The following is a 16,568-nucleotide window of genomic DNA, read 5'->3' on the forward strand; positions in this document are numbered from 1 at the left end:
AATACATGAGCGAACTCGTTCCCTATGCCGTGCATTATTTGCTCTACGGCGTTCGTCAGCACTTTTTCAAACTGGCCGAACAGTTCTCCGACGTGGACGCGATTCATTCGGCGTCTGCGCATGCCTTTCCGCAATCGGACCGAAAGATCGCCGCACACGCCTCCCTTGAAGCGGCGCGCTTGACCGCTCAACAATTGGGCATCACGAAGGTTCGCTGGAATGAAGCGATCTGATGAGTGGTTAAAAACTGCGCCCCCATTCCCTGTAGGAGCTGTCGAGTGAAACGAGGCTGCGATCTTTTGATCTTGCTTTTAAAAAGATCAAGATCAAAAGATCGCAGCCTCGTTTCACTCGACAGCTCCTACAGGTCCTACAGGGGACCGGTGCGACTGGGATGCCGCGGTAGCCGCCCTCGGCCGTGGATGTCCGATTATACAAAGATCAGTCAGGGCTTCAGCGGACGCTCTTCGTCCCGGTCTGACAGGTCTCGACTGTCGTCATGCTTCCAAGTCTGAGTTGAACGCCTTTGCCGCTCAAGCTCTTCCTCGGTGGGTTCATCCTCTTCTTCATCCAGGTCCGTACGCTTGGGTTCGTTAGCCATGCTCACCTCTCTTCCTGAAGGAGTACCCATTAAGCGTAGAACAATTTCCAAAGGACAGCTCAAAGCCACCAACGCAGCAAAAAGAAAAACCCCATGCTCAACAACATGCTGAGCAAGGTATTGCGGGTGTACAGCACCAATCCCACCGCCACCAGCGAACTGATCAGGTACGGGTTGTCCCACTGCAGATTCAGCTGTTTTTCAGGCATGAACACGATCGGCCCACAGATCGCGGTCAACATCCCCGGCACGGCAAAACCAAGAAACTGCCGGGCATTGCTGCTCAAGCGCACCGGCAATCGAGGTTCGAGGAACACGTAGCGGTTCAGGAAGACCAGCACGCCCATCCCGATAATCACAGCCCAGACCATCATGTGCGCCCCTCATGGAATTTGTTGCAGATGAAACCGGCGGTCATGCCCGCCAACCCCGACAGTACCAGCGCCGAGCCCCATTGCCAGTAGCTGAACAGCACCGAACAAAACAGCGAAACCGCAACGCAGACCACCGTGGGAACATTGCGCACCACCGGGGTGATCAGGGCGATAAAGGTCGCGGCGATGGAAAAGTCGAGCCCCAGGTGTTCGAGGCCGGGAATGCTGCTGCCCAGAACGATGCCCGCGAGTGTGAACAGGTTCCAGGCGATGTAGAACGTCAGGCCCACGCCCAAGGCGTACCAGCGATTGAACTGCTGTTTGTCATGCTGGCTGGTCAGGGCGAATAGCTCATCGGTGAGCAAAAAGCCCAAACCCACGCGCCAGCGACCCGGCAGCGGTGAAATCACCGAACGCATGCTCATGCCGTACAGCAAATGCTGGGAGGTCAGCAGCAACGTGGTCAGCAGAATCGAAAAGATCCCGGCACCGCCCTTGAGCATGCCGATGGCCACCAGTTGCGCGGCACCGGCAAACACGATGCTCGACAAGCCCTGACCTTGCAGCGGCGTGAGATTGGCCTCGATGGCCATGGACCCGGCCAACAGCCCCCAGGGCGCCGTCGCCAGGGACAACGGCATGATCGCTGCGGCGCCGCGAAGAAAGGCACTGCGCGGCATGAGTGAGTTCGACATAACGCTCTACAACCAGGGAAAGACGCCAGACTGTGCCAGCAGTTGCGGTCGATGGCTTGAACAATCTTGCGCACTTGCGGGCAATGCTCGCCGAAGGGTTCTGAACAGCCGAAATGAAGTGAACCCGAGTACCATGGAGCCATTCGCCTAACGCGTCAGGGAGTCGACATGCTTTACCGGATCGCCGCCGATGGGCTGGTGCTGTTTCACTTGCTGTTCATTCTGTTCGTGTTGTTCGGCGGGCTGCTGGTGCTCAAATGGCGCCCCCTGATCTGGTGGCACCTGCCTGCGGCGGCGTGGGGTGTGAGCGTGGAAGTCTTCCACTTGACGTGCCCGCTGACGCAATGGGAAAACCTCATGCGCCAGGCCGCCGGGCAAACCGGTTACGGTGGTGGTTTCATCGAGCACTATGTTTGGCCGGTCATTTACCCGGCCGGGCTGACCCCCACGATTCAACTGGCGCTGGGCAGCGTGGTGCTGGCGATCAACGTCGTGGTCTATCTTCGGCTGATCAGGTTGTGGAAGTTACGCCGGGCCGCCTGAAACACTCGCCGAGGATAGAGAATGCTGTCGATTGAAGACCTGTCGTTGCTCGAAGCCATCCGCGAAACCGGCAGCCTGTCACGAGCCGCCGCGCACTTGGGCAAGGCGCCGTCAACGGTGTCCTACGCCGCGCGTCAACTGGAGGAGCGCTTCGATGCGCTGCTCTTTGATCGGCGCCGTTACCGCTTGCAGCTGACCCCGGCCGGTGAGTTGCTGGTGAACGAAGCGGCGCGGCTGATGCAGGATGTCGCCCGGCTGACGCAACGGGTGCAACAAGTGGCCAACGGCTGGGAGAGCCGGTTGTGGATCGTCACCGACGAATTGCTTGAATTCGAAGCGTTGATCCCGGTGATTCACGAGTTCGATGCGCTGGAGTCCGGCGTGCCGCTGCGCATCACCCATGAAGTACTCAAAGGCGTGTGGGAAGCCCTGCGTGAAGGCCGCGCGGACTTGATCATCGGCGCCACCAATGAACCGCCGGCCATCCCCAGCCTGCGCTGGATGCAATTGGGGCAAATGGAATGGGTGTTCGCGGTCTCGCCCAAACACCCGCTGGCCAGGTACAGAGAACCTATTTCACGGGCCATGGTGGCGCAGCACCGGGCGATTGTCGTGGCCGATTCATCCCGAGCTACCGAGGGCAGCACGTATGGTGTTTCCGGTGGCCAACCGGTCCTCGCGGTGCCGACCATGCGCGCAAAGATTCTTGCCCAGTGCGACGGACTGGGCGTGGGCTGGTTGCCCAGGCATCGGGTCAGCGCGTTACTGAAAAACGGCACGCTGGTGGAAAAACAGATGGCCGATCCGCGCGAACCGAACATTCTCTACGCCGGCTGGCGTGGCGATCATGACGGTCGCGCACTGGGCTGGTGGCTGGAAAAACTCAAGCAATCGTACCTGTCCACCCAACTGGTCCAGGGCAGCGACCGCTTCGTTTGAATTCAGTTGGAAATGACGCTCATGTTCCGCCCACTGGCCTTGGCCACATACAAGGCCTTGTCCGCAGCGCTGACCAGGTCGTCGGGCTGATCCTGCGAGGCCGGGTTGTAGGCGCACACCCCGACGCTGACGGTCACCATCCCTTCCGGGCATTCGCTGTGTTCGATGCCGGCCTGCTGGACCGCGCGGCGGATTTTTTCAGCGACCAGAAACGCCCCCACATAATCGGTCCCGGGCAGCACCACCGTAAACTCCTCGCCGCCATAGCGGGCAGCCAGATCGCCGGGGCGCTTGATGTTGTCCTTGATGATCGCGCTGATTTTGCGCAGGCACTCATCGCCGGCCACGTGCCCATATCGATCGTTGAAGCTCTTGAAGTGATCGACATCGATCATCAGCATCGCGAGGTGGGTCACCGTGCGTCGGGCACGGCCCATTTCCGCGAGGATGAACAGATCGAACTGGCGCCGGTTGGACAGCCCGGTCAGTGCGTCTTCAAGTGCCAGCAATTCAAGGCTGCGGTTGACCTCTATGAGCTTTTCCTGGGCATCGAGCAGCACGCTCTGAATGTGATTCTGCTGTTTCATGAAACGAATCAGACGAAAGCCCAGCCCTCCCAGAAACACCAGAAGCAGCAACACGATGCCAGCACTGAGGATTGACTCCTCGCGCCAGACGGCCAGGACGTCTTGCTTGTCCAGGCCGGCGAAGACGATCAGCGGATAACCATCGACCCGTCGGAACCCGACCACGCGCTCGACACCGTCCACATAAGACTTGACGGTGGCTGTGCCGGAATTGCCCTTGGGCAACAGCTGCATGAACAGCGGCCCCTTGGCGACGCTGGTGCCCACTTCTGCTTCGTTGAATGGCCGGCGAACGATGATGCTGGCGTCGTCGGCGATCAGGTTGATCACACCGTTCTTGCCCATGTCGATGCTGTCGTACAGCCCGAGGAAATGGTTGAGGTAGATCGTTGCCAGCGCCACGCCGGCGAAACTGCCATCCGGACGGTTGATCCGCCGTGACACGGTCATGATCCATTCGCTGGTCGACCGACTTTTGATCGACGGACCGATATGGGGGCCTCGGTCAGGATGATCACGATGGTAGATAAAATATTCACGGTCGGAATTGTTCGCACCGGGCATGTCCGCGCCGTTGGAATTGGCGATCCACCCGCCTTTTTCGTCAAAAACGAACAAGCCATGGAGCTGGGCCAGCTCACTGCGCTGGGTGGCGAGCAAACGTCTGAATCTGGGCAACTGCGCCGGGTTCACGCCGTCGTTTTCGATGCGGTCCACCAGGGTAAACAGCAGCGTATCGGCCTGTTTGATCGACGATTGCGCTTGCGATGCCAAAGTCTGGGCCAGGTTGGACATCGCCACTTCTTTGTCATGCAAATGGTACTGACGCGAGGTCCAGGCTTCCCAGATCACGATGGCCGTCATCGACAGGCACACGGCCACCAGCAAAACAACCGCGTAGCGGACCCTGAGCCCGGACTCAATCGGCTCGGGCTCCCAAGGCGCAATGGGCCGGGAGTGTTCAATTCGGTCGTTGATGGACGGATGTCCCATGACGCTCCCTGAATCGTTATGACATGGCGACTTTTCCCGTTCGCCCTTTTAGCGCCATCCAATCGTGGATCGCGGTGCCCCATCAGAAACAAGATAGGCGATCTGTTACCGTTGTGAAGGGTTTATGTCGGGGTGACGAGCCACACCACGGATCTTACTTCGGCGTCTGCTTCACCGCTTCAAGCCAGGCAGGATCCAACTGCGTCTGTTCAGTGTCGAGGCCCAGCGCTTCCATCCGCGCCTTGTGTTGCTCCATTTCCCGGCTCAATTGGCCATGATCGCTGGAGTTGCCATCCAGTTCGTGCATCTGGCTCAGGCCCAGGTGGTAGAAACGCAGCAGCTTCATGGCCGTCGGATCACCCGCCTCCACTGCCGCCGTCACCTGATGCATCACATTGGTGATGCTCATAAGGCTGCGTTTGAGCTGCCAGCCGTACACCGCCGGCGCCATCCACGCCTGAGACCAGAACGTACCGCGCATCAGCGCCGCCATCGCCAGCACCGCGACAAACACGCCGCCGACGTTAAACCGCAGGTTGTCGCCCCCGGGCTCACCAAACAACGCCACCGCCGTGGTGGACAGCACCATCGCCAGGGCCAGGAATATCAGGGCAATAATCACCGTGCTGCGTCGCGTCTGTTGTCGAAAGCGTTCGGCGTTCATCGGCTGGATTTCGAACATCGTGACGGGGTTCCTTGCATCAATGGTAAAAGGTTCGGTGAGCGAAAAGACTGCGGGGCATTATCGCCCCTGCGCAGGATTTAGCTATGCTGGGCGCCTCTTCATCTTTTCATCGTCAATCGGGGAACATGGCGATACCGCGCAGTTCGTGCCATCTTCTTTCATGGATACACACTATTCGGATGTCATTTGCCGGTATGAATGACATCGTTTTAAGGATCATTGAATGACCCAACGACAAGTAATCAACGCCTCCGTCAGCCCTAAAGGCAGCCTGGAAACCCTTTCTCAACGTGAAGTACAGCAACTGAGCGAAGCCGGATCCGGCAGCACCTACACCTTATTCCGCCAGTGCGCCCTGGCCATCCTCAATACCGGCGCTCACGTTGATAACGCCAAGACCATCCTCGAAGCCTATAAAGACTTCGAAATCCGCATCCACCAGCAGGACCGGGGCGTGCGCCTCGAACTGCTGAACGCCCCGGCCGACGCCTTCGTCGACGGCGAAATGATCGCCAGCACCCGAGAAATGCTGTTCAGCGCCCTGCGCGACATCGTCTACACCGAAAACGAACTCGACGCCCAGCGCATCGACCTGAGCACCTCCCAGGGCATCAGCGACTACGTCTTCCACCTGCTGCGCAACGCCCGCACCCTGCGCCCGGGTGTCGAGCCGAAGATCGTGGTGTGCTGGGGCGGCCACTCGATCAACACCGAAGAATACAAATACACCAAGAAAGTCGGCCACGAACTGGGCCTGCGCAGCCTCGACATCTGTACCGGCTGCGGCCCCGGCGTGATGAAAGGCCCGATGAAAGGCGCGACCATCGCCCACGCCAAGCAGCGCATCCACGGCGGCCGCTACCTCGGCCTGACCGAGCCCGGCATCATCGCCGCCGAAGCGCCGAACCCGATCGTCAACGAACTGGTGATCCTGCCGGACATCGAAAAACGCCTGGAAGCCTTCGTGCGCGTGGGCCACGGCATCATCATTTTCCCGGGCGGCGCCGGTACGGCCGAAGAGTTCCTGTACTTGCTCGGCATCCTCATGCACCCGGACAACGCGGGGGTGCCTTTCCCGGTCGTCCTCACCGGGCCGAAACATGCGGCGCCGTATCTGGAGCAACTGGACGCGTTCGTCGGCGCGACATTGGGTGACGCCGCGAAGCAACACTACGAAATCATCATCGACGACCCCGCCGAAGTCGCGCGCCACATGACTCAAGGCCTCAAGGCAGTCAAACAGTTCCGCCGCGAGCGCAACGACGCGTTCCATTTCAACTGGCTGCTGAAGATCGACGAAGGTTTCCAGCGCCCGTTCGACCCGACCCACGAAAACATGGCCAACCTGAAACTCAGCCGCGACCTGCCTCCCCACGAACTGGCCGCCAACCTGCGTCGCGCGTTCTCCGGCATCGTTGCCGGCAACGTCAAGGACAAGGGCATCCGCCTGATCGAAGAACACGGGCCGTACCAGATCCGTGGCGATGCAGCGGTCATGCACCCGCTGGATCAACTGCTCAAGGCCTTTGTCGCACAGCACCGGATGAAACTGCCGGGTGGCGCGGCGTATGTTCCGTGTTACCAGGTGGTCGCGTGATAAACAGCGCCTGACCAGCACCCAATCCACTGCAGGAGCGAGCTTGCTCGCTCCCACAGTAAAGCGGTGTCGAACGCCGGTTTTGTGCACGACACTGCCCCCTTGTGGGAGCGGGCTTGCTCGCGAATGCGGTGTGCCATCCGACGTAAATGTTGAATGTAAGACCGAATTCGCGAGCAAGCCCGCTCCCACATTGGGACGGTGTAGACCCAGGGGGCACCTGGTCGGCCCGAAGGCCGCCAAGGTCAACCGCCCTGATTCCCACACGCCGCGAACTTGCTGTAATCAAGCACCTTCTGCGTACCGCTCGAATCCAGATACGTCATCCGCGCGTTCACAATCCCGCAATTCGCCCCGCCGTCTTCTACAGTAGAAATCACCTGCTTGATATCCAGGTGGCTACTGCGAGCCTGAACATCCGCATGCGCCGAAAACGCCGCAACGTTCAGGACAGCAAAGAAGCCAGCGGCAACCAATTTGTTCCAGTTCATGATCGTGTCCTCAGAGTCGTAATGGGCAGTGGAGCGAGGCAAGTCATCCTGTCTCGATGGAACCCATTTAACCGGCCCGAGGTATCTGCCATGTGTCGTAAAACCGGGACTATTAAGGCGTAAGGTGTCACACAAGGCACCCGATACAATTCGATACACCCGCACCTGAAAAAAGCCGTCTTGTATGCCCATGTATCAAAGTCACCTCCAGATACAGTGAGATACAAAGGCCGGCAGGCAGGTGCGAAGCGGCTCCCTAGAATGCGCGACGTGCGAATAACAAGAGGGTTGAGCAATGGAACACGTGAACCACATCCTGATCGTTGACGACGATCGTGAGATCCGCGAACTGGTCGGTAATTACCTGAAAAAGAACGGCCTGCGCACCACGGTGGTCGCCGACGGCCGGCAGATGCGCAGCTTTCTGGAAACCAACACCGTGGACCTGATCGTGCTCGACATCATGATGCCCGGCGATGACGGCCTGCTGCTGTGCCGCGAGTTGCGCTCGGGCAAGCACAAGGCCACGCCGATCCTGATGCTCACCGCCCGCAACGACGAAACCGACCGCATCCTCGGCCTGGAAATGGGCGCCGACGACTACCTGACCAAACCGTTCGCCGCCCGCGAACTGCTGGCGCGGATCAACGCCGTGCTGCGCCGTACCCGGATGCTGCCGCCCAACCTGCTCATCACCGAAAGCGGTCGGTTGCTGGGCTTCGGCCGCTGGCGCCTCGACACCACCGCCCGCCACTTGCTGGACGAAGACGGCACGATGGTTGCGCTCAGTGGCGCCGAATACCGCTTGCTCCGGGTGTTCCTCGATCACCCGCAGCGCGTGCTCAGTCGCGACCAGTTGCTCAACCTCACCCAGGGCCGCGACGCTGACCTGTTCGACCGCTCCATAGACTTGTTGGTGAGCCGCCTGCGTCAACGGTTGATGGATGACTCCCGGGAGTCGACCTACATCAAGACCGTGCGCAGCGAAGGCTACGTGTTCTCATACCCTGTGGAATTGCTCGGCGCAGAATCATGAGTCTCGCACTGCATTGGCCGCGGACGCTGGCCTCCCGCTTGTCGCTGATTTTCCTGGCGGGCCTGATCGTCGCCCACGGCCTGTCCTTCGGCGTGCAGTTCTACGAACGTTATCGCAGCGCCGAGGCGATGTTGCTGGGTAATCTGGAAAACGACGTGTCGATCGCGGTCTCGATCCTCGATCGTTTGCCGGCCGCTGAACGCGCTGATTGGGTGCCACGCTTCGAACGCCGCACCTATCGCTACTCGCTGGGCGAAGGCCTGCCGGGCACGCCGATCAATCCCAAGGATGCCCACGACGCGGTGCAGTCCATCCAGGACGCTGTCGGCGGGCAATATGTCCTGTCGTTCACTCGCATCGAAGGCGCGCAGCAGCATTTCCAGGCCCACCTGAAACTCGCCGACGGCAGCCCGCTGACCATCGACGTCCGGCCGTCGGTGATGCCGTTGTCTTCATGGTTACCGATGGTGTTGCTGGTGCAATTGACCCTTTTATTGATCTGCACCTGGCTCGCGGTGCGGGTCGCCATCCGCCCCCTCACCCGCCTCTCTCAGGCGGTGGACACTCTCGACCCGAACACCCACGCGGTGCATCTGGACGAAAAAGGCCCGACCGAAGTCGCCCATGCCGCCAAGGCGTTCAATGCCATGCAGGCGCGTATTGCCGCCTACCTGAAAGAGCGCATGCAATTGCTGGCGGCGATTTCCCATGACCTGCAAACCCCAATCACCCGTATGAAGCTGCGGGCCGAATTCATGGACGATTCCAGCGAAAAAGAAAAACTCTCGAACGACCTCAGCGAAATCGAGCACCTGGTGCGCGAAGGCGTGGCCTATGCCCGCAGCGTTCACGGTTCTACTGAAGCCAGTTGCCGGATCAATCTGGATTCCTTCCTCCACAGCCTGGTCTACGACTATCAGGACATGGGCAAGGCCGTGGAGCTGAACGGCGACAACGCCGGAGTCATCGACACTCGCCCCCATGCCTTGCGTCGGGTGCTGGTGAATCTGACGGATAACGCGCTGAAGTTCGCCGGTGCTGCCGAGTTGCAGGTGGTAACGAAGGCCGATGGCAGTCATTCAATAAAGGTGCTGGATCGCGGGCCGGGCATTGCCGAAGAAGAATTGGCGCAGGTGCTGATGCCGTTCTACCGCGTCGAAAACTCGCGCAACCGCAACACTGGCGGCACCGGCCTGGGCCTGGCCATCGCCCAGCAACTGGCCCTGGCCATCGGCGGCTCGCTGACGTTGAGTAATCGCGAAGGCGGCGGCTTGTGCGCCGAACTCACCCTCCCGCCACAACCCCTGTAGAAAATCGAAGGGTTTTGTATCGGTCTGTATAAGAACCCCGAGCAGATACGTAGAAGCCGATTTCAGCGCGTTCAAGCACACATCACCGATACACCCCGGCGTTTAACTGTGTTCACCGGATAGCAGCAGCTACCGACCCACACAAAACTCAAGCGCACGGAGAATCAACCATGTTCAACTTCTCGAAAGTCTCGTCCCTGGCACTCGGTCTGGCACTGGTAGGCGGTCTCGGCCTGTCGAACCTGGCGTCGGCGAATACCTCAAGCGCTGCATCCCAGAGCCAGGTCCAGCAGCTGCTGGTAGAAGGTGGTTCGGACCGGCTGCAACAGAATCGCGTCGCTGAATATGGCTCTGAAAACCTGCAAAAAAATCGTGTGGCTGAAGGTGGCTCCGATCGCCTGATCGAGAACCGCGTCGCCGAAGGCGGTGCTGATCGCCTGCAAGAACTGCGTGAACGTGTCGCGCTGATCAGCCCGAAGAATGCCGTACAAGGGGGAGTGGTCGTCGCGGAAAACCGCCCTGAGTTCGGTTCGAAATATCAGCGTTACTGAGCAAAATCTACAGCACAGCAGAGATCAAAATGTGGGAGCGGGCTTGCTCGCGAAGAGGGAGTGTCAGTCGACCTCATTGCCGTCTGATGCACCGCCTTCGCGAGCAAGCCCGCTCCCACATTTTGATTGTGCTTTGCCGATGGCCCATGCACGACACCAAAAAATCCTCAAATCTGACGAAATAGTCCGACAAATTCTGGAGACAGTTAAGTGAGCCCGTACTAAGATTTGCACCTCATTCAATCAAGGACGATTCATGAAGCGCATTGCCGGTTGCCTGCTGTCTTTCCTGACATTCACTGCGGTGGCGGCCGATCTGAACCTGCTCACCGACAACCATCCGCCTCTGCATTTCCAGCAAGGTAATCAACTGGTGGGATTCGGTGTGGATGTGGTCCAGGCGCTGGCCGAAAGCGCCGGCGACCAGGTGCATTTTCAACAAGTCCCTTTGCTGCGCGCCTTGCGGGTCGCCACCACCGAGCCGGCCACCGCGGTGTTTACCGTGTTGCGCACCGCCGAGCGCGATGGCCAGTACCAGTGGGTCGGCCCGTTGATGGAAGTGGAAACAGCGCTCTATTCCGCCAATGACGCCCAACAACCGGTGCGCAACTTGCAGGATGCCGGCAGCCTGGGCCGCATCGTTGTCCCGCGAAAATGGCTGGTCTACAGCTATTTGCAGAAGCAGGGTCTGAACAATCTATACGGCGTGGAAACACCCGAACAAATGATGCGCCTGGCGCGCCTGGGCCGTACCGAATTCGTGGTGGCGGACACCCTCTCCATCACCACCCTGGCGCGGGAAGAAGGCCTGGCGCCGAGTCAATTGCATTACCAGATGCCGCTGATGAAGCAAGGCACCTACATCGCTTTTTCTCCGCTGACCGATGCCCGTCAGGTGGCGCGCTGGCAACAGGCGCTGGAGGAAATGAACCGCGACGGACGCCTCGAACAACTCAAGCAACGTTGGCTCAGCGATAACCTGCCCCGCTGACCGTGGATCAACGCGCGTGATAACAACTATGCGCAATGGTGTTTTCTCATCGCGACGCTCCAGCCCTACAGTGGCCACATCTTCTCCCCACCCTACTGGAGCAACATCATGAAAAGCATCATCGGTCTTGGTTTCGCCCTGTCGGTCCTTGGCGCTACTTCCGCCATCGCCGCCCCACACGCCACCTCGCAAGTTGTCGCAGCCGCTAAAGTCAGCCAACCGGCAACAGTGAACGTGAACACTGTCGGCGTTGATCACAAAGTCAGCCAGGCCAGCAAACTCTACGTCGCTGAAAACCGCCCTGAGTTTGGTTCGAAGTATCAGCGTTATTGATTAACGGCTTTGGGCCGCTTGAAACAGGAAACCCCGGCTAGATCCGGGGTTTCTTGCATCTGGGAGCTGTGTAGGAGCTGTCGAGTGAAACGAGGCTGCGATCTTTTGATCTTGATCTTTTAAAAAGCAAGATCAAAAGATCGCAGCCTCGTTTCACTCGACAGCTCCTACACAGCTCCTACACAGCTCCTACACAGCGCCTACACGGGCTATGTTTTGGCCAGGCGGGCGGCGAGGTTTTTGGCCTGGCTGGCCACGTCGGTGACAGCCGTGCTTTCCCACCACATGCCGCGCAACGGTGGGCCCATGGCGAACAATCGTCGTGCGACCTGCCCGTCGGCGTCCAGCACCGCGCCATCAACGGCGGCCGCAATCCCCAACGCCAACGGCCCCGGTTGAATCAGCCCACGCGCCAGCAGTTGCTGCGGCAACGGTCGAGCCACCCGGCGCCAGTCATATTCGATACCGCTGGAATTGATCAACGCCGCGCCGCTGACAACCGTGGTTTCAACCTCGCCACGACGACGGATGCGAATACTCACCCGCCCTTCAACCGTCGATTCCAGCCCTTTGAACGACGCCGCCTGAATCCGCAACCTGCCTTCGTTGTGCAGCCGTTCCACCAGTTCCGCACTCAACGGTGGCGAGCGGTGGTGATGGCTTTCCCACCAGGGCCGCACATGCCGCACAAATTGCCGCCGCTGCAGGTCCGTCGCCTGATTCCACAACCGGCCAATATGCGCCCGCACCGTGTCGAGCGGCGCCTGCCAGTCGATGCCTTGAGCGACAGCGTCCCGGCAATGCCGGCGCAGTTCGCGCACCAGCTGTCGAGGCGTGCGAATGCTCGGATCCTCAGCAAGAAAATCCACCCAGGCCGGTGGCTGCCGACGCACGTGTGGCAGCAAGCCGTGACGGGAAAACACTTCGATCGGCCCGCGATGGCCGGCCTGTTCCAGCGACACCACGGCATCGACCATGGTCAGGCCCGAACCGATGATCAACACCGTCGACTGCGGGTCCAACCGGCGCATGGCCTCGACATCCCACGGATCCAGCGCAGCCGCGTTCAAACCACTGGACTCGGTCTGCGGCGTGCGCGCCGCAGGAAACATCCCCGTCGCCAGCACCGCGTAAGCGCCTTGCAAACGTTGCCCGTCACTCAAGGTCAGCAGCACCGAATCGTCGCCGGCTTGCAGATCCACCACTTCGGCCCGCACATGCTCGACCGTCGAACCGTGCACCGCCCCCACCGCTTGCGCTTCGGCCAGACGCTGCTGCACATACACCCCGAACAGCCCCCGAGGCGGAAACAATTCGCTGACCGGCACATGCTGCTCATCCGACTCCGGCCAGCCACCGGCCGCGATGTGTTCGGTCAGCCATTGGGTCAGGTCATCGGCGTTGTCCGGGTCGACGCTCATGCGCGCCGCATTGCCGTTGAGCGTATGGCCCAGCTCGACCGCGCTGTACGCCTCGCCCCGGCCGAGTTCGGCACGCGGTTCAATCACCAGCAGCGAACGCTTGCCAGGCAATCGCAGCAACTGCGCCGCCAGCATCGCGCCACTGAGGCCGCCGCCGACGATCAGGATGTCCGCGTGGCGGATGGCGTCGGTCGCCTGTCCGCGTTGGGTTTGAGTCATGGCGTTCTCACTGGTCAATGTTTACCTAAATAGAAATCGTGCAGATCGCCCCGCGCCAGCAGCGCCTCTTTGCTCCCGGACAGCACCACTCGACCGGTATCCAACACGTAGGCCGTCGATGCGTATTTGAGTGCCACGTTAATGTTTTGCTCGGCAATCAGGAAGCTCACCTGCTCGTCGCGATTGAGTTGCGCGACGATCTCGAAAATCTCCTGGACGATAATAGGCGCCAAACCCATGGAAGGTTCATCAAGCAGTACCAAAGTAGGACGCGTCATCAACGCCCGACCGATGGCGACCATTTGCTGCTCGCCGCCGGAGGTCAGCCCGGCCTGGGTCTTGCGCTTGGTTTTCAGGCGCGGAAACCACGCGTAGATGCGCTCCAGATCACGGGCCATGTCCTGCCGACTCAACCGCCGGACAAACCCGCCACTGCGCAGGTTGTCCTCGACCGTCAGTTGCGGGAACACATGGCGACCTTCCAGCACATGGACCATGCCCTGGCGCACCCGCAGGCTTGGATCGACACCTGCCGTATCGCGTCCGAGAAACTCGATCACCCCGCGACTGACCTGCGCCCGCTCGGCGCGCACCAGCCCGGAAATCGCCTTGAGCGTGGTGCTTTTGCCCGCGCCGTTGGCACCGAGCAACGCCACGATGCCACCCTTGGGCACCGTCAGCGACACGCCCGCCACGGCCAGGATCGCGCCGTCGTAAATCACCTCGATGTCTTTGACGAGCAAAAGGTCCTGGACAGCAATGTCGCTGGCGGCTTGGCTCATGGCTTATTCATCCCCGGTGCAGGTGCGTGGCGTCAGGCCTTTTTCCTTGGCGAACGCTGCGGATTTCTCATCGATCAATGGCCGCAACAGTGCACGATCAGCCGGTATCCAGTCGCTGATCAGCGTCCAGTTGGCGCCGTCCCACTGTTGAACCCGCGCCGAACCGCCACCCTCGTGATCCTTGCAGGACAGTTTGAGGTTCTGCATCAAACCGAAGTAGCCCATGTCCTTGAGCCGCGCGTCGTCGATGTTCAGGTGTTCCAGGCCCCAGCGCCCTTCCTCGCCGTTGAGCGGGCGCTTGCCGAATTTGCCTTGGGCGGTGCGGATCGCTTCGACCATCACGGCGGCGTTCACCAGCCCGGAGTTGTAGTAGACGCTGCCGAAATTCTTCAGGTCCTTGAGGTCGCTTTTGCCCTTGTCGAGGATGTGCTGCTTGAGGCGTTTGTGGATCTCGAAATCCGTGCCGGCCGGGTATGGCGTCAGCGCCAGATAACCTTTGGCAGCGTCGCCGGCGGGCAATACGTCCTCGCTGGAACTGGCCCAGATGTCGCCGACGATGTGGTCCACCGGGAAGCCGAACCGTGCCGCGGTCTTGACCGCCACCGGCGTCGACACCCCCCAGGTGCGCAGGAACACCCAGTCCGGATTGACCTGGCGAATCTGCCGCCATTGCGACGATTGTTCGTTGCCGGGATCGGCCACTGGGATCTGGATGTTTTCAAAGCCGTACTTCTCCGCCAGCAACTTCAGCGGACCGAGGGTTTCGCGGCCATATGCCGAGTCGTGGTAGACCGTGGCGATCTTCTTGCCCTTGAGTTTGTCGAAACCACCCTCGCGCTGGGCGATGTAGTTAATCAGGCTCGAGGCCTCGCTGTAGAAGGTCAACATCACCGGGAAGTTGTAGGGGAATACCGTGCCGTCGGTGGCTTCGGTGCGGCCGTAGCCGAGGGTGATCAACGGGATCTTGTCGACTTCGGCGCGCTCGCTCAGCGCATAGGCCGCCGGGGCGCCGTTGGGTGAATAGATCGCCACTGGCGCGCCATCCAGGCCTTTCTTGAAGCGCTCATAGCACTCGATGCCCTTCTCCGCCGTCCACTCGGTTTCGCATTCCTGCCAGACCAGTTTCACGCCGTTGATCCCGCCTTCCACCTCGTTGATGTAGTTCAGGTAATCGAGCATGCCGGCCCAAACCTGCACGCCGCTGGAGGCGTAGGCGCCGACCCGGTACGTCGCCAAGGGGAAGAACTGTTGATCCGGCGAAGCCTGGACCATCGGCACCGCACTGCTGAAAACCGCCAGCGTCAACGCGGCGCCGGCCAGGGAACGTTTCAAGGATGCACGCATGTTGTCTCTCTGATAGTGGGAGGAATTCAAAAGCGCAGCGGCCAGTGGCCCAGCCGCTCACGAAAGTTGCGCAGCAGGCGGATCAGGCCTTCCGGTTCCTTGATCAGGAACAGGATGATCAGCACGCCGAAGATGATTTTTTGCAGGTTCTGCAATTGCCCGGCGTCCACCGAACCGCCGAACAAGGCTTGCCCGGCGTGACTGAGCAGGATCGGCAACAGGCTGATGAATGCCGCGCCGACGAAGTTGCCGGCAATGCTGCCCATGCCGCCGATAATGATGATGAACAGGATCTGGAACGACCGGTTGATGTCGAAACTGCTGGCGCTGGCCGTGCCCAGATAGGCGAAGGCCCACAGCGCCCCGGCAATGCCGAGATAGAAAGAGCTGACGGCGAACGCCAGGTGTTTGTAGCGCACCACCGGAATGCCGATCACGGCAGCGGCGGTGTCCATGTCGCGGATCGCCATCCAGTTGCGGCCGATCTGGCTTTTCACCAGGTTCACCGCGACCCAGGTCAGCAACAGCACGGTGGTCAGGGTCAGCAGATAGCGGCCCAGCGGCGTGTTCAGGTCATGGCCGAACAACGCCAGTTTCGGCGCGGAGATGGTCCCGGAGGATCCGTAGTTGTAGAACCAGGGGAATTTGACGAACAGCCACTCGAGGAAGAATTGCGCCGCCAGCGTCGTGACCATCAGGTAAAAACCCTTGATCCGCGAACTCGGCAGGCCGAAGACGAAGCCGACCACGGCGCTGATCAGCCCGCCGCCGAGCAGCGCCACTGGCAAGCCCAGCTCGGGTAAACGCAGCAAAAAACCGTAGGTCGCAAAGGCGCCAACGGCCATGAATCCGGCCGCGCCAACCGAGGTCTGGCCGGTGTAGCCGGTGAGCAGGTTTAAGCCGAGCCCGGCCAGGGACAGCACCAGGAAAGGGATCAGAATCGCGTTCAGCCAATAGTCGTTGCCGGTCAGCGGCACCACGACGAAGGCGATCAACAGCAAAGCGCTGAGTCCAATCGGCACACGCCGCTGGATCAACACCGACGGCGCGGTTTCGCGGGTAAGGGAAATCGACAT

Annotated in this window: 19 protein-coding genes; 9 read left to right on the forward strand and 10 right to left on the reverse strand. The window is 60.3% G+C overall.

All coding sequences use genetic code 11. From position 1 onward, the window contains the following. Positions 1-5 precede the first annotated feature (5 nt). On the forward strand, positions 6-233 hold the full coding sequence (locus tag ACA049_RS18275) for a DUF6555 family protein (RefSeq protein WP_497328658.1): 228 nt from the start codon (positions 6-8) through the stop codon (positions 231-233). A gap of 212 nt (positions 234-445) precedes the next feature. On the opposite strand, the gene ACA049_RS18280 is transcribed toward ACA049_RS18275, so the two are convergent. Genes ACA049_RS18280 through ACA049_RS18290 form a run of 3 tightly spaced genes read right to left on the reverse strand, consistent with a single transcriptional unit; the run spans position 446 to position 1,670 of the window. After that, entirely contained in the window at positions 446-601 is a 156-nt protein-coding gene (locus ACA049_RS18280) for a hypothetical protein (RefSeq protein WP_497328659.1), read from the reverse strand. A gap of 59 nt (positions 602-660) precedes the next feature. After that, positions 661-972: an AzlD domain-containing protein gene (locus ACA049_RS18285; protein ID WP_162130447.1), complete on the reverse strand. Its 312-nt coding sequence runs from the start codon at positions 970-972 to the stop codon at positions 661-663. Further along, on the reverse strand, positions 972-1,670 hold the full coding sequence (locus tag ACA049_RS18290; RefSeq protein WP_497328660.1) for an AzlC family ABC transporter permease: 699 nt from the start codon (positions 1,668-1,670) through the stop codon (positions 972-974). The genes ACA049_RS18285 and ACA049_RS18290 overlap by 1 nt, the downstream gene beginning before the upstream one ends. Before the next feature lie 168 nt (positions 1,671-1,838). Here ACA049_RS18290 and ACA049_RS18295 point away from each other — a divergent pair, with 168 nt between their 5' ends. Then, entirely contained in the window at positions 1,839-2,213 is a 375-nt protein-coding gene (locus ACA049_RS18295) for a DUF2784 domain-containing protein (RefSeq protein ID WP_497328661.1), read from the forward strand. Positions 2,214-2,234: 21 nt separating this feature from the next. Next, positions 2,235-3,152: a LysR family transcriptional regulator gene (locus ACA049_RS18300; RefSeq protein WP_497328662.1), complete on the forward strand. Its 918-nt coding sequence runs from the start codon at positions 2,235-2,237 to the stop codon at positions 3,150-3,152. A 2-nt stretch (positions 3,153-3,154) separates the two neighbouring features. Here the strand turns inward: ACA049_RS18300 and ACA049_RS18305 are convergent, their stop codons facing one another. Together ACA049_RS18305 and ACA049_RS18310 are read right to left on the reverse strand one after the other, a co-directional pair. Then, positions 3,155-4,732, reverse strand: coding sequence for a sensor domain-containing diguanylate cyclase (locus tag ACA049_RS18305; RefSeq protein WP_497328663.1), 1,578 nt, complete (start codon positions 4,730-4,732; stop codon positions 3,155-3,157). A 154-nt stretch (positions 4,733-4,886) separates the two neighbouring features. Beyond that, positions 4,887-5,414, reverse strand: coding sequence for a DUF3087 domain-containing protein (locus ACA049_RS18310; protein WP_497328664.1), 528 nt, complete (start codon positions 5,412-5,414; stop codon positions 4,887-4,889). Between the two features lie 226 nt (positions 5,415-5,640). Between ACA049_RS18310 and ppnN the strand changes: the two genes are divergently transcribed. After that, positions 5,641-7,014, forward strand: coding sequence for a nucleotide 5'-monophosphate nucleosidase PpnN (ppnN, locus tag ACA049_RS18315; RefSeq protein WP_497317411.1), 1,374 nt, complete (start codon positions 5,641-5,643; stop codon positions 7,012-7,014). Positions 7,015-7,259: 245 nt separating this feature from the next. Here ppnN and ACA049_RS18320 read toward each other — a convergent pair whose 3' ends face one another. After that, entirely contained in the window at positions 7,260-7,505 is a 246-nt protein-coding gene (locus tag ACA049_RS18320) for a DUF2790 domain-containing protein (protein WP_497328665.1), read from the reverse strand. Between the two features lie 295 nt (positions 7,506-7,800). Here ACA049_RS18320 and ACA049_RS18325 point away from each other — a divergent pair, with 295 nt between their 5' ends. From ACA049_RS18325 to ACA049_RS18345, 5 genes are all read left to right on the forward strand, one after another. Next, positions 7,801-8,541 (forward strand): response regulator, encoded by a 741-nt coding sequence (locus ACA049_RS18325; RefSeq protein WP_219094804.1) that lies wholly within the window; start codon positions 7,801-7,803, stop codon positions 8,539-8,541. Further along, positions 8,538-9,851 carry an ATP-binding protein gene (locus ACA049_RS18330; protein ID WP_497328666.1) on the forward strand — a complete coding sequence of 438 codons (1,314 nt, stop codon included), beginning with the start codon at positions 8,538-8,540 and terminating at the stop codon, positions 9,849-9,851. The genes ACA049_RS18325 and ACA049_RS18330 overlap by 4 nt, the downstream gene beginning before the upstream one ends. Positions 9,852-10,021: 170 nt before the next feature. Then, entirely contained in the window at positions 10,022-10,402 is a 381-nt protein-coding gene (locus ACA049_RS18335) for a hypothetical protein (protein WP_497328667.1), read from the forward strand. A 256-nt stretch (positions 10,403-10,658) separates the two neighbouring features. Beyond that, positions 10,659-11,393: a substrate-binding periplasmic protein gene (locus tag ACA049_RS18340; protein ID WP_497328668.1), complete on the forward strand. Its 735-nt coding sequence runs from the start codon at positions 10,659-10,661 to the stop codon at positions 11,391-11,393. A gap of 108 nt (positions 11,394-11,501) precedes the next feature. Next, on the forward strand, positions 11,502-11,726 hold the full coding sequence (locus tag ACA049_RS18345) for a hypothetical protein (RefSeq protein WP_497328669.1): 225 nt from the start codon (positions 11,502-11,504) through the stop codon (positions 11,724-11,726). Between the two features lie 209 nt (positions 11,727-11,935). Here ACA049_RS18345 and ACA049_RS18350 read toward each other — a convergent pair whose 3' ends face one another. From ACA049_RS18350 to ACA049_RS18365, 4 genes are read right to left on the reverse strand one after another with little or no spacing between them, the layout of a single operon-like run. Then, positions 11,936-13,366 (reverse strand): FAD/NAD(P)-binding protein, encoded by a 1,431-nt coding sequence (locus ACA049_RS18350; protein ID WP_497328670.1) that lies wholly within the window; start codon positions 13,364-13,366, stop codon positions 11,936-11,938. A 14-nt stretch (positions 13,367-13,380) separates the two neighbouring features. Next, complete coding sequence (locus ACA049_RS18355) at positions 13,381-14,148, reverse strand: ABC transporter ATP-binding protein (RefSeq protein ID WP_497328671.1); 768 nt, start codon at positions 14,146-14,148, stop codon at positions 13,381-13,383. Positions 14,149-14,151: 3 nt separating this feature from the next. Beyond that, on the reverse strand, positions 14,152-15,492 hold the full coding sequence (locus ACA049_RS18360; RefSeq protein WP_497328672.1) for an ABC transporter substrate-binding protein: 1,341 nt from the start codon (positions 15,490-15,492) through the stop codon (positions 14,152-14,154). A gap of 26 nt (positions 15,493-15,518) precedes the next feature. Further along, complete coding sequence (locus ACA049_RS18365; protein ID WP_497328673.1) at positions 15,519-16,568, reverse strand: branched-chain amino acid ABC transporter permease; 1,050 nt, start codon at positions 16,566-16,568, stop codon at positions 15,519-15,521.

The sequence above is a fragment of the Pseudomonas sp. LBUM1662 genome, assembly GCF_059695915.1.

Coding starts and splice junctions, on each gene's coding strand:
- ACA049_RS18275 (WP_497328658.1), top strand. CDS start 6: ATGAGCGAACTCGTTCCCTATGCCGTGCATTATTTGCTCTACGGCGTT.
- ACA049_RS18280 (WP_497328659.1), bottom strand. CDS start 601: ATGGCTAACGAACCCAAGCGTACGGACCTGGATGAAGAAGAGGATGAA.
- ACA049_RS18285 (WP_162130447.1), bottom strand. CDS start 972: ATGGTCTGGGCTGTGATTATCGGGATGGGCGTGCTGGTCTTCCTGAAC.
- ACA049_RS18290 (WP_497328660.1), bottom strand. CDS start 1,670: ATGTCGAACTCACTCATGCCGCGCAGTGCCTTTCTTCGCGGCGCCGCA.
- ACA049_RS18295 (WP_497328661.1), top strand. CDS start 1,839: ATGCTTTACCGGATCGCCGCCGATGGGCTGGTGCTGTTTCACTTGCTG.
- ACA049_RS18300 (WP_497328662.1), top strand. CDS start 2,235: ATGCTGTCGATTGAAGACCTGTCGTTGCTCGAAGCCATCCGCGAAACC.
- ACA049_RS18305 (WP_497328663.1), bottom strand. CDS start 4,732: ATGGGACATCCGTCCATCAACGACCGAATTGAACACTCCCGGCCCATT.
- ACA049_RS18310 (WP_497328664.1), bottom strand. CDS start 5,414: ATGTTCGAAATCCAGCCGATGAACGCCGAACGCTTTCGACAACAGACG.
- ppnN (WP_497317411.1), top strand. CDS start 5,641: ATGACCCAACGACAAGTAATCAACGCCTCCGTCAGCCCTAAAGGCAGC.
- ACA049_RS18320 (WP_497328665.1), bottom strand. CDS start 7,505: ATGAACTGGAACAAATTGGTTGCCGCTGGCTTCTTTGCTGTCCTGAAC.
- ACA049_RS18325 (WP_219094804.1), top strand. CDS start 7,801: ATGGAACACGTGAACCACATCCTGATCGTTGACGACGATCGTGAGATC.
- ACA049_RS18330 (WP_497328666.1), top strand. CDS start 8,538: ATGAGTCTCGCACTGCATTGGCCGCGGACGCTGGCCTCCCGCTTGTCG.
- ACA049_RS18335 (WP_497328667.1), top strand. CDS start 10,022: ATGTTCAACTTCTCGAAAGTCTCGTCCCTGGCACTCGGTCTGGCACTG.
- ACA049_RS18340 (WP_497328668.1), top strand. CDS start 10,659: ATGAAGCGCATTGCCGGTTGCCTGCTGTCTTTCCTGACATTCACTGCG.
- ACA049_RS18345 (WP_497328669.1), top strand. CDS start 11,502: ATGAAAAGCATCATCGGTCTTGGTTTCGCCCTGTCGGTCCTTGGCGCT.
- ACA049_RS18350 (WP_497328670.1), bottom strand. CDS start 13,366: ATGACTCAAACCCAACGCGGACAGGCGACCGACGCCATCCGCCACGCG.
- ACA049_RS18355 (WP_497328671.1), bottom strand. CDS start 14,148: ATGAGCCAAGCCGCCAGCGACATTGCTGTCCAGGACCTTTTGCTCGTC.
- ACA049_RS18360 (WP_497328672.1), bottom strand. CDS start 15,492: ATGCGTGCATCCTTGAAACGTTCCCTGGCCGGCGCCGCGTTGACGCTG.
- ACA049_RS18365 (WP_497328673.1), bottom strand. CDS start 16,568: ATGTCGATTTCCCTTACCCGCGAAACCGCGCCGTCGGTGTTGATCCAG.